Consider the following 8,701-nt stretch of genomic DNA (forward strand, 5'->3'; position numbering starts at 1 on the left):
GTAGAAATGCGTGAGATCCGCCACCAGATCCTTGACCACCGGCATGTGGGGCAGGGGGTAGATCTTCACGTCGCCGTCGATCTCGTCCATGCCCTTGATGCAGGCGAGCGTATTGGTGCCGTCGATGTTCATCGCGCAGGACCCGCAGATCCCCTCGCGGCAGGAGCGGCGGAAGGTCAGCGTCGGGTCGATCTCGTTCTTGATCTTGATCAGCGCGTCGAGAACCATCGGCCCGCAGCTGTCGAGATCGACGAAATAGGTGTCGATGCGCGGATTGCCGGTCTCGTCGGGATCGTAGCGATAGACCCTGAAGGCCCGGACGTTGCCTCCCGCAGGCTTCGGCCAGGTTCGCCCCGTAACCATGCGGCTGTTTTGCGGCAACGTCAGTTCAACCATCGGGGCCTCTCCTGGTCCTGCGAACGTCCCGGCGGTCAGGCCAGGTTGTCCGGCTCCGGTCTGGGTTTCCTTGCGAGGAAGATCCGCGCCCCGCGCGCCAGCCCGTATTTCACCGTATCCATGCCGTCGGCGGAGAACTCGCGCAAGCTGAAGCCCGCCGCGCGGACCCGGTCGCGGAAGTCGCGACCGTAGACGCGCACGTGGTCATCCTGTCCGAAATTGATGCGGCGCGCCAGCGGCGAGGTGATGCTGGGGTTCTCGTAGGTCTTGTCCCAGCCCTCGATGATCGGCACCGCGAGGATGGCGAGCCCGCCGGGCCGCAGCACGCGGAAGAGCTCCGCCAGCGCCTTGCGGTCGTCCACATGCTCCAGCACATGCGAGCAGAGGATGGTGTCGAAGCTGTCGCTCCCGAGGTCGAGCGCCTCGATGTTGAGCTTCAGATCGACGTCGTCGCGGATGTAGTCGGTCGTGACGTAATCGCTCGAGCGCTCGCGAAGGATCGGCTTCAGCCAGGATTCCGGGGCGAAATGCAGCGTGCGGCCGAGCACGTTCATCTCCAGCCGGTCGAGCATCAGCTTGAGCTGCCGGTGGCGCTCCATCGACTTGCAACTGGGGCAGGCGCCGTCCGAGCGCGCATGGGCGCCGGTGCGCCGGAACGGGCCGATATAGCCGCAGATCGTGCAGGTCCGCACCACCGCCAGAACCGCGGGCGCGTCATTCTCCAGCGCGACCGCCGCCTTCTTCAGAGCCCGCGCCAGAAGCGGCTTCACCGCGACCATCTCCCGTCCCTCTCCCCCGCATCCTCGTTTCGGCCGATGCGCGCCTGCGGCGCGATCCTGACGCGTGAGATGCCGCCCTCGCTCCCATGCGTCAACGCCTTGGGAGGGAGGGGAGGGTCGTTGAGCGTAACTCCGCCGTCGTCGGCGGTCCGCAGGGGCTCGTGGACGAAGTGGTGGCTCGATGCCTCGACCAGGTCGCTGATGGCGAGCACGGTCCTGATCGGGAGGCTGCTCGCATTGACGCTGCGCATGAATTCGACCGCGCCGCCGGGCATCGCGACATTGCGCGGCTCCGACCAGACGATCCGATCGAGGTCCGGGGCATCGAGCCCCGCGAGCCGCAGCAGCCCGGCGCCGAGCCGGCCGTCCTCGGCCTCGCGGTCCATGTCGAGGATCTCGACCGGAGCCCCGGCCACCGCCCGCACTTCGGCGAAGCGCTCGCGCCAGGCCGGCTCGAAGGGGATGCCCCTTCGCCAGGCGTCGAAATCGAGCGTGCAGCGCGCGCGCTTGACCATCTGCCGCCAGGCGCTGCGCGTCCAGGCCTCCGGCTCGCGCACGTAGAAGACGAACCTCAGCTCGTGGCCTTCGAAGGCCCGGGCGACGAGGGGCAGCGCCCGCCGCGTCCAGTCGAAGAGGTCGCCGGTCTCCGAATAGACGAGGCGGCAGTAGAGCGTCTCGTCGCTGATGACGGCGACCGGTGCGCCGTCGCGCTCGAGCACGGCGCGCAATCCGGCGAGCGCATCGCGCAGCCCCGCCTCCGCGTCGCGGCGGCCCTTCTGGACCAGACGCTGCCCGTAGCGGCGGACCGCGGCGGTGGGCTCGTCGCAGGTGGCCACCGCCACCCTGCCTTTGAGGACGCCGGCGTTGCGGCGGAGAGTCGACTGGATCGTCGTCGTGCCGGTCTTCATCAGGCCGAGATGGGCGAGGATCAGCATCAGGCGGGCTCGCGGCCCGCCGTCTTCCGGTAGAGCCGGAAGAAGGCGAAGGAGGTCTGGCGCGGATTGGTGCCGGGGCCGAAGGGAAACGGCTGCTTCCAGCTGCGCCCGAGGGTCCAGTCGGGCATCTCGCGGGCGATCCAGTCGGAATAGGCGCGGTGGCGCACATGCGGCGGCCCGCCGGCCTCGCCCGCGTGGTCGCTGGAATAGATCAGGACCAGGCGGCCGGCGGCGGCGAACATGCGGCGCATGTAGGCCTCGAAGACCGGGTCCTCGACCAGATGGTAGATCACGTCGAGCGACATCGCCATGTCGTGGATCTGCGGGTCGGCGTCGAATTCCTCGAGCGACTTCCAGCACCAGCCGCTCCGGTCGCCGAGGCGCGCGCGGGCGCGCTCGATCACCTCGGGCGAGACGTCCACGCCGGTGTAGCGGCGCAGGTGGAAGAGGCTCGCGGTATTGCCGTCGCCGGAGCCGAATTCCACGACCGAGCGGACCTTGCGCGACTCGGCCACCACATTGACCATATGCGCCTTGTAGACCGCGAGCCGCCCGTAGGCGCCGGCCCCGGAATGCCCGCCCGTCCGGTAGCGGTTGCGCCAGAATTCGGCGGAGCTGAAGGGCGCGTGATCCTCCAAGGGCGGGTGCCTAGTAGACCCGCGCCTTCGGCGCGATCTTGGCGAGCGCGATGCCGCCCTCGCTCTCCTCGGTCAGGGGATCGAGATGCACCGGCCGGTAGGCGAGCGTGACCGCGCCGTCGTCGGCGACCCGCGAGAGCGTGTGCTTGCGCCAGGTCTTGTCGTCGCGGTTCGGATGGTCCTCCTGGGCATGGGCGCCGCGGCTTTCCTTGCGCGCCTCCGCCGAGACGATCGTCGCGAGCGCGTTCGGCATCAGGTTGGTCAGCTCCAGCGTCTCCATCAGGTCGGAATTCCAGATCATCGACCGGTCGGTGACGCGCAGGTCCCCGAGCTTCGCGGCGATCGCGCGCATCTTCTCCACGCCTTCGGCCAGGGTCTTGTCGGTGCGGAAGACCGCGGCATCCGCCTGCATGGTCTTCTGCATCTCGAGGCGCAGCTCGGCGGTGGGCGTGCCGCCGTCCGCATGGCGCAGCGCGTCGAAGCGGGCCACCGCGGCATCGACGCTCGCGGGGTTGAGCGGCGGGTTCGGCGCCCTGGGGGCGACCACCCTGCCGGCCTTGATCGCCGCCGCGCGCCCGAAGACCACCAGGTCGATCAGGCTGTTGGAGCCGAGCCGGTTGGCGCCGTGCACGCTGGCGCAGCCCGCCTCGCCCACCGCCATCAGGCCGGGGCAGATGCGGTCGGGATCGTCCTCCGTCGGGTCGAGCACCTCGCCCCAGTAGTTCGTCGGCACCCCGCCCATGTTGTAATGCACCGTGGGCAGCACCGGGATCGGCGCCTTGGTCACGTCGACGCCGGCGAAGATCTTGGCGCTCTCGGAGATGCCGGGCAGCCGCTCGTGCAACGCCTCGGGCGGCAGGTGGTTGAGGTTCAGGTGGATGTGGTCCTTCTGCGGCCCGACACCGCGGCCCTCGCGGATCTCGATGGTCATGCAGCGCGAGACCACGTCGCGCGAGGCCAGATCCTTGTAGGTCGGCGCATAGCGCTCCATGAAGCGCTCGCCCTCGGAATTGGTGAGATAGCCGCCCTCGCCGCGCGCGCCCTCGGTGATGAGGCAGCCCGCGCCGTAGATGCCGGTGGGGTGGAACTGCACGAATTCCATGTCCTGGAGCGGCAGGCCCTGGCGCGCGACCATGCCGCCGCCGTCGCCGGTGCAGGTATGGGCGGAGGTGGCCGAGAAATAGGCCCGCCCGTAGCCCCCCGTGGCCAGCACCACCATCTTGGCGTTGAAGCGGTGCAGCGTGCCGTCGTCGAGCTTCCAGGCCAGCAGGCCCTGGCAGGATCCGTCCTCGGCCATGATCAGGTCGGTGGCGAAATACTCGATGAAGAACTCGGCGTTGTGCTTGAGCGACTGGCCGTAGAGCGTGTGCAGGATGGCGTGGCCGGTGCGGTCGGCGGCCGCGCAGGTGCGCTGCACCGGCGGGCCCTCGCCGAATTCGGTGGTATGGCCGCCGAAGGGGCGCTGGTAGATGCGGCCGTCCTCGGTGCGCGAGAAGGGCACGCCGTAATGCTCGAGCTCGTAGACCGCGGCCGGCGCCGAGCGGGCGAGATATTCCATGGCGTCGGTGTCGCCGAGCCAGTCGGAGCCCTTGACGGTGTCGTACATGTGCCACTGCCAGTGGTCGGGGCCCATGTTGCCGAGGGAGGCGGCGATGCCGCCCTGGGCGGCGACGGTGTGCGAGCGGGTGGGGAAGACCTTGGTGACGCAGGCGGTCTTCAGCCCCTGCTCGGCCATGCCCAGCGTGGCGCGCAGGCCCGAGCCGCCGGCCCCGACCACGACGACGTCATAGATGTGGTCGACGAATTCATAGGCGGCCATGCTCAGCTTCCCGCAGAGGTGAAGGCGATCTTGGCGATCGCGAAGATGCCGGCGAGCGCGAGCGCCCAGCAGATCAGGAGATTGGCCAAGAGCAGCGCCGTGCGCAGCGCCCGCCCGTGCACGTAATCCTCCACGACCACCTGGAGGCCCTGCTGGAGATGCGCGAAGGCCACGAGCAGGAAGAGGATCGCGACCAGCGCGTTGAAGGGATCGGCATAGGTCGCGCGCGCGGTCTCGAAATCGGCCCCGAGCGTGGCGGCGAAGGGAAAGACGAAGAAGGGCGTGAGCAGGAGGAGCGCCAGCGAGGTGAGCCGCTGGTTCCACCAATGCCCGGTGCCTTCGCCCGCCGCGCCGAGTCCGACCGCGCGCTGCCTGTCCGTGCGATAGCCCATCGCTCCCTCCTCAGAACGCGGCGATCAGGGTGATCACCGTCATGACGCCCGCGGCGGCCAGCACCCAGATGCCGCTCCGGTTCACCTGCGCGAGGTCGAAGCCGATGCCGCTGTCCCAGACCAGGTGCCGCAGCCCGGTGAAGAAATGGTACCAGAGCGCGCCGAGCGACACGAGCAGCACCAGCCCGCCGATCCAGGAGGTGATCAGCCCGTCGGCGAAGCCGAAGCTTCCCGGCCCGGCACTGAGGGCGAGGAACCACCAGACGACGAGCAGGGCGGTCAGCCCCAGCCCGACCCCGGTGATCCGGTGCAGGATCGACATGCTGCCGCTGAGCGGGAGCCTGTAGATCGTCAGATGCGGCGACAGCGGCCGATTGCCCCGGTTCACGTCAGCCATGCGCAACCTCTCTCCCCACCTGCGGCCCGGCCGCACCGGCAATCCTGCAAGGCCCTTCGGGCGGCGGTGCGGAGGGTGACGGTCTAATCCCCGGTTAATGGCACGGGCGCCTCCGGCAATGCAACCCTCCGGCTCAGCGTGGCACCAGGACCCAGTAATCGATGTCGAGCAGCACGTCCTCGTGCCAGCCGCCCTCCGTCCCGCGGTGGGGGAAGGGCTCGGTGCCGGCCTTGGCCGCCACCGTGCGCAGGCGCAGCGCCCCGACGCCCGGCGCCGGGGTCTCGGCGCGGTCGAGCACCTCCGACCAGGCGCCCAGGGTGTCGCCGGCGAAGCAGGGATTGGCATGGGTGCCGGCGTTGATCCCCGCGACGATCTGCGCATTGGCGAGCCCGTTGAAGGAGAGCGCGCGCGCGATGCTGATCACATGGCCGCCGTAGATCAGCCGGCGGCCGTCCTCGCGCGCGGTGGCGTCGAAATGCACCCGCGCCGTGTTCTGCCACAGCCGCGTGGCGATCATGTGCTCGGATTCCTCGACCGTCATCCGGTCGACGTGGTCGATGCGCTCGCCCACCGCATGATCGCCGAGGCGATGCGGCGCGCCGGCGAGGCCGAAGTCGTAGCCGGTGAAATCGAGCCCCGGCGGGATCGCCAGATCCTCCGGCGCCAGCGCCGGCGCGAGGCTCGGGACCACCGGTTCGGGCGCGCGCGCGGCGGCGTCGCGCTTGCGCACCATCACCCAGCGGCAGAAGCTGAGCACCGCCTCGCCGCGCTGGTTCAGGCCGGTCGAGCGCACCCAGACGATGCCGCTGCGGCCGTTCGAATTCTCGCGCAGGCCGATCACCTCGCTCTCGGCGCGCAGCGTCTCCCCGGGGAAGACCGGCGCGAGGAAGCGGACCTCGGCATAGCCGAGATTGGCCACGGCATTGAGGCTGATGTCGGGCACGGTCTTGCCGAAGACCATGTGGAAGACCAGCAGATCCTCGAAGGGGCTGGCGGCGAGGCCGCAGGCGCGGGCGAATTCGTCCGACGAGGCGAGCGCGAAGCGGCTGGGATAGAGCCCGGCATAGAGCGCGCGGTCGCCCTCGCGCAGCGTGCGCGGCACCGCGTGGCGGATGGTCTCGCCGACCCGGTAATCCTCGAAGAACCGCCCGCGCTGCGCCTCGCTCATCGCTCCCGCTCCCTCATCCGAACGGCCAGTAGCCGAGCCAGGCATGGATGCCCCCGATCACGCCGTAGAGCACGAGGGTGATCGCGAGCAGCCGCAGGTCGCCGGTGATCGGCCCCGGCGCCGGCCGCTGCCAGGGGCCGTCCTGGGCGTTGATCATCACCATCTCGAGCACCGCCCAGAGCCCCAAGCCGCCGAAGAGCAGCAGCGAGGCGTAATCGCCGTTGACCAGGAGATGCGCGACCGCCCAGACGAGGACCCCGGTCAGCATCGGATGGCGCAGCCAGGCCCGCGCGCGGCCCCTGGACTGGCCCATGCCCATCAGGGCGATGGCGCCGAGCATCAGGAGATTGTTGACATGCACCGCCCAGGCGGGCGGCGCATAGACCGGCGAGAAGGGCGCGGCGCGAAAGCCGAGGACCATCGCCAGCACGCTCACGCCGATCAGCGCGGCGAAGAAGCCCTTCGCCGGCCCGGCGCCGAAGCGGTCGGTCAGGTCGGCGCGCATGCCCGGCGCCACGCGCTTGAAGGCATGGGCGGCGCTCCAGAGCACGATGCCGAGAAGAAGCAGGGTCATGGCCTGCGCTCCTGCGGCGCGGCATGCCCCGATCCGAGGGCGGCGATCGCCGCGGCGCGGGCGAGAAGGCGCCGCGCGGTCGCGACATGCAGGTTCTCCACGATCCTGCCCTCGACCACCGCGACCCCCTCGCCGCGGGCCTCGGCGGCCTCGAAGGCGGCGACCTGGGCGCGCGCGAGCTCGAGCTCCGCCGGTGCCGGCGCGAAGACCTCGTTGGGGATGGCGATCTGGGCCGGGTGGATCAGCGTCTTGCCGTCGAAGCCCATGTCGCGGCCCTGGATGCAGACCGCGCGCAGGCCCGCGTCGTCCTGGAGCGTGTTGTGCACCCCGTCGACGCAGACCAGCCCCTCGGCGCGCGCCGCGAGCAGCGTCATGCCGAGGCTTGCAAGCAGGGGCTCGCGCCCGGGCGTATGCGCCGCGCCGAGATCCTTGGCCAGGTCGTTGGTGCCGAGCACGAAGCCTTCGAGCCGGGGATGCGCCGCCGCGATCGCGCCGGCCCCGAGCACGCCGCGCGGGGTCTCGATCATCGCCCAGATGCGCAGCCGCTCCGGGGCGCCATGGGCCTCCATCAGCTCAGCGGCCCTCTGGATGTCCTCGGGGCGCTCGGCCTTGGGCAGCAGGATCGCATCCGGCCCGGCCGCGCTCCCAGCGGCGAGATCGGCGGCGCCCCATTCGGTGTCGAGCCCGTTGATGCGCAGGATCAGCCGCCGGCTCCCGTAGCCGCCGGCGGCCAGCGCCGCGACGACCAGGTCCCGGGCGCGCGGCTTCTCGGCCGGGGCGACCGCATCCTCGAGATCGAGGATCAGCGCATCCGCCGGAAGGGCCTTCGCCTTCTCCAGCGCCCGCTCCTTCGAGCCCGGCATGTAGAGCACCGAGCGGTAGGGATGCGTCTCGGGTTCCATGCGCCACCACCTCTGCTGCAACGCAACGCTCACTAAAGGGCAGACCGGAAAAGACAAGGGTCAATGCGCCGGGGGCCGTTGCGCGCGGGCCCGCCGCAGCGCACGGCGCGTTAACCTTCCGTTCGCCATTCAGGCGCAGATTAACCAACAGTTCGGGACGGCCGCCTTGGATGGACGCACCCGCTCGCAGCCGCTCCGTCGCTAGGCGGCCCACCCGACGAGAATGCCGCAGCAATCGCGGGCGTCGGGCAAGTGCTGACCCGGTCCCGCAAGGGACAAGGAACTGGACATGGCCCATACCTCTCCGCTCGTTCGTGCCGCCGTCGCCCTCTGCCTCGCGGCCGCCACCCCCGGCGCCGAAGCCCAGACCCGCAACGCCTGCGCCGAGCGCACCCAGGTGGTGGAGCGCCTCGCCGAGAAATACGGCGAGACCCTCCAGAGCATGGGGCTCCACCAGAGCAACGCGGTCATGGAGATCTACGCCTCCGAGGCGACCGGCACCTGGACGATCCTGGTGACGCGTCCCGACGGCCAGGCCTGCCTCGTCGCCGCCGGACGGATGTGGGAAGCGCACAGCACCCCGGCGCGGGCGCCCGGCAAGGACGTCTGATACTTCCGGCTCTTCCGTCAACCGTCTTCCCGCCCGGGCCCGGGTGTCCCCAGCCCGATCGACCCGTGGCGATCGGGCCGCGCCGGCCCTG

Annotated in this window: 11 protein-coding genes; 1 reads left to right on the plus strand and 10 read right to left on the minus strand. The window is 70.3% G+C overall.

Annotated features, from left to right (window positions below):
- The 10 genes from V7050_RS14915 to V7050_RS14960 form a co-directional block, all read right to left on the minus strand.
- A partial coding sequence (locus V7050_RS14915; protein WP_324410742.1) for a 2Fe-2S iron-sulfur cluster-binding protein occupies positions 1–396 on the minus strand: 396 nt, incomplete at its 3' end.
- 35 nt (positions 397–431) lie between these two features.
- Positions 432–1,166 (minus strand): methyltransferase domain-containing protein, encoded by a 735-nt coding sequence (locus V7050_RS14920; protein WP_324369293.1) that lies wholly within the window; start codon positions 1,164–1,166, stop codon positions 432–434.
- The gene (locus tag V7050_RS14925) at positions 1,163–2,110 is read right to left on the minus strand and encodes a hypothetical protein (protein ID WP_324374826.1); all 948 of its coding nucleotides are present in this window, start codon (positions 2,108–2,110) and stop codon (positions 1,163–1,165) included. Before V7050_RS14925 ends, V7050_RS14920 begins: the two co-directional genes overlap by 4 nt.
- On the minus strand, positions 2,110–2,748 hold the full coding sequence (locus V7050_RS14930) for a class I SAM-dependent methyltransferase (RefSeq protein WP_324369297.1): 639 nt from the start codon (positions 2,746–2,748) through the stop codon (positions 2,110–2,112). The genes V7050_RS14925 and V7050_RS14930 overlap by 1 nt, the downstream gene beginning before the upstream one ends.
- Before the next feature lie 10 nt (positions 2,749–2,758).
- Positions 2,759–4,567: a succinate dehydrogenase flavoprotein subunit gene (sdhA, locus tag V7050_RS14935; RefSeq protein ID WP_324410744.1), complete on the minus strand. Its 1,809-nt coding sequence runs from the start codon at positions 4,565–4,567 to the stop codon at positions 2,759–2,761.
- Positions 4,568–4,569: 2 nt separating this feature from the next.
- Positions 4,570–4,959: a succinate dehydrogenase, hydrophobic membrane anchor protein gene (gene sdhD, locus V7050_RS14940; RefSeq protein WP_324369301.1), complete on the minus strand. Its 390-nt coding sequence runs from the start codon at positions 4,957–4,959 to the stop codon at positions 4,570–4,572.
- Positions 4,960–4,969: 10 nt separating this feature from the next.
- Positions 4,970–5,356 carry a succinate dehydrogenase, cytochrome b556 subunit gene (gene sdhC / locus V7050_RS14945; RefSeq protein ID WP_324369303.1) on the minus strand — a complete coding sequence of 129 codons (387 nt, stop codon included), beginning with the start codon at positions 5,354–5,356 and terminating at the stop codon, positions 4,970–4,972.
- Positions 5,357–5,489: 133 nt separating this feature from the next.
- Positions 5,490–6,524 (minus strand): MaoC family dehydratase, encoded by a 1,035-nt coding sequence (locus tag V7050_RS14950; RefSeq protein WP_324369305.1) that lies wholly within the window; start codon positions 6,522–6,524, stop codon positions 5,490–5,492.
- 13 nt (positions 6,525–6,537) lie between these two features.
- Positions 6,538–7,098 carry an NnrU family protein gene (locus tag V7050_RS14955; RefSeq protein ID WP_324369307.1) on the minus strand — a complete coding sequence of 187 codons (561 nt, stop codon included), beginning with the start codon at positions 7,096–7,098 and terminating at the stop codon, positions 6,538–6,540.
- Entirely contained in the window at positions 7,095–8,000 is a 906-nt protein-coding gene (locus V7050_RS14960) for an HpcH/HpaI aldolase/citrate lyase family protein (RefSeq protein WP_324369309.1), read from the minus strand. Before V7050_RS14960 ends, V7050_RS14955 begins: the two co-directional genes overlap by 4 nt.
- Positions 8,001–8,289: 289 nt before the next feature.
- On the opposite strand from V7050_RS14960, the gene V7050_RS14965 reads away from it, so the two are divergent.
- Complete coding sequence (locus V7050_RS14965) at positions 8,290–8,610, plus strand: hypothetical protein (protein WP_324369311.1); 321 nt, start codon at positions 8,290–8,292, stop codon at positions 8,608–8,610.
- The last annotated feature ends 91 nt before the right edge of the window (positions 8,611–8,701 follow it).

Source organism: Amaricoccus sp., assembly GCF_036846665.1.
Classification (GTDB): Bacteria; Pseudomonadota; Alphaproteobacteria; order Rhodobacterales; family Rhodobacteraceae; genus Amaricoccus.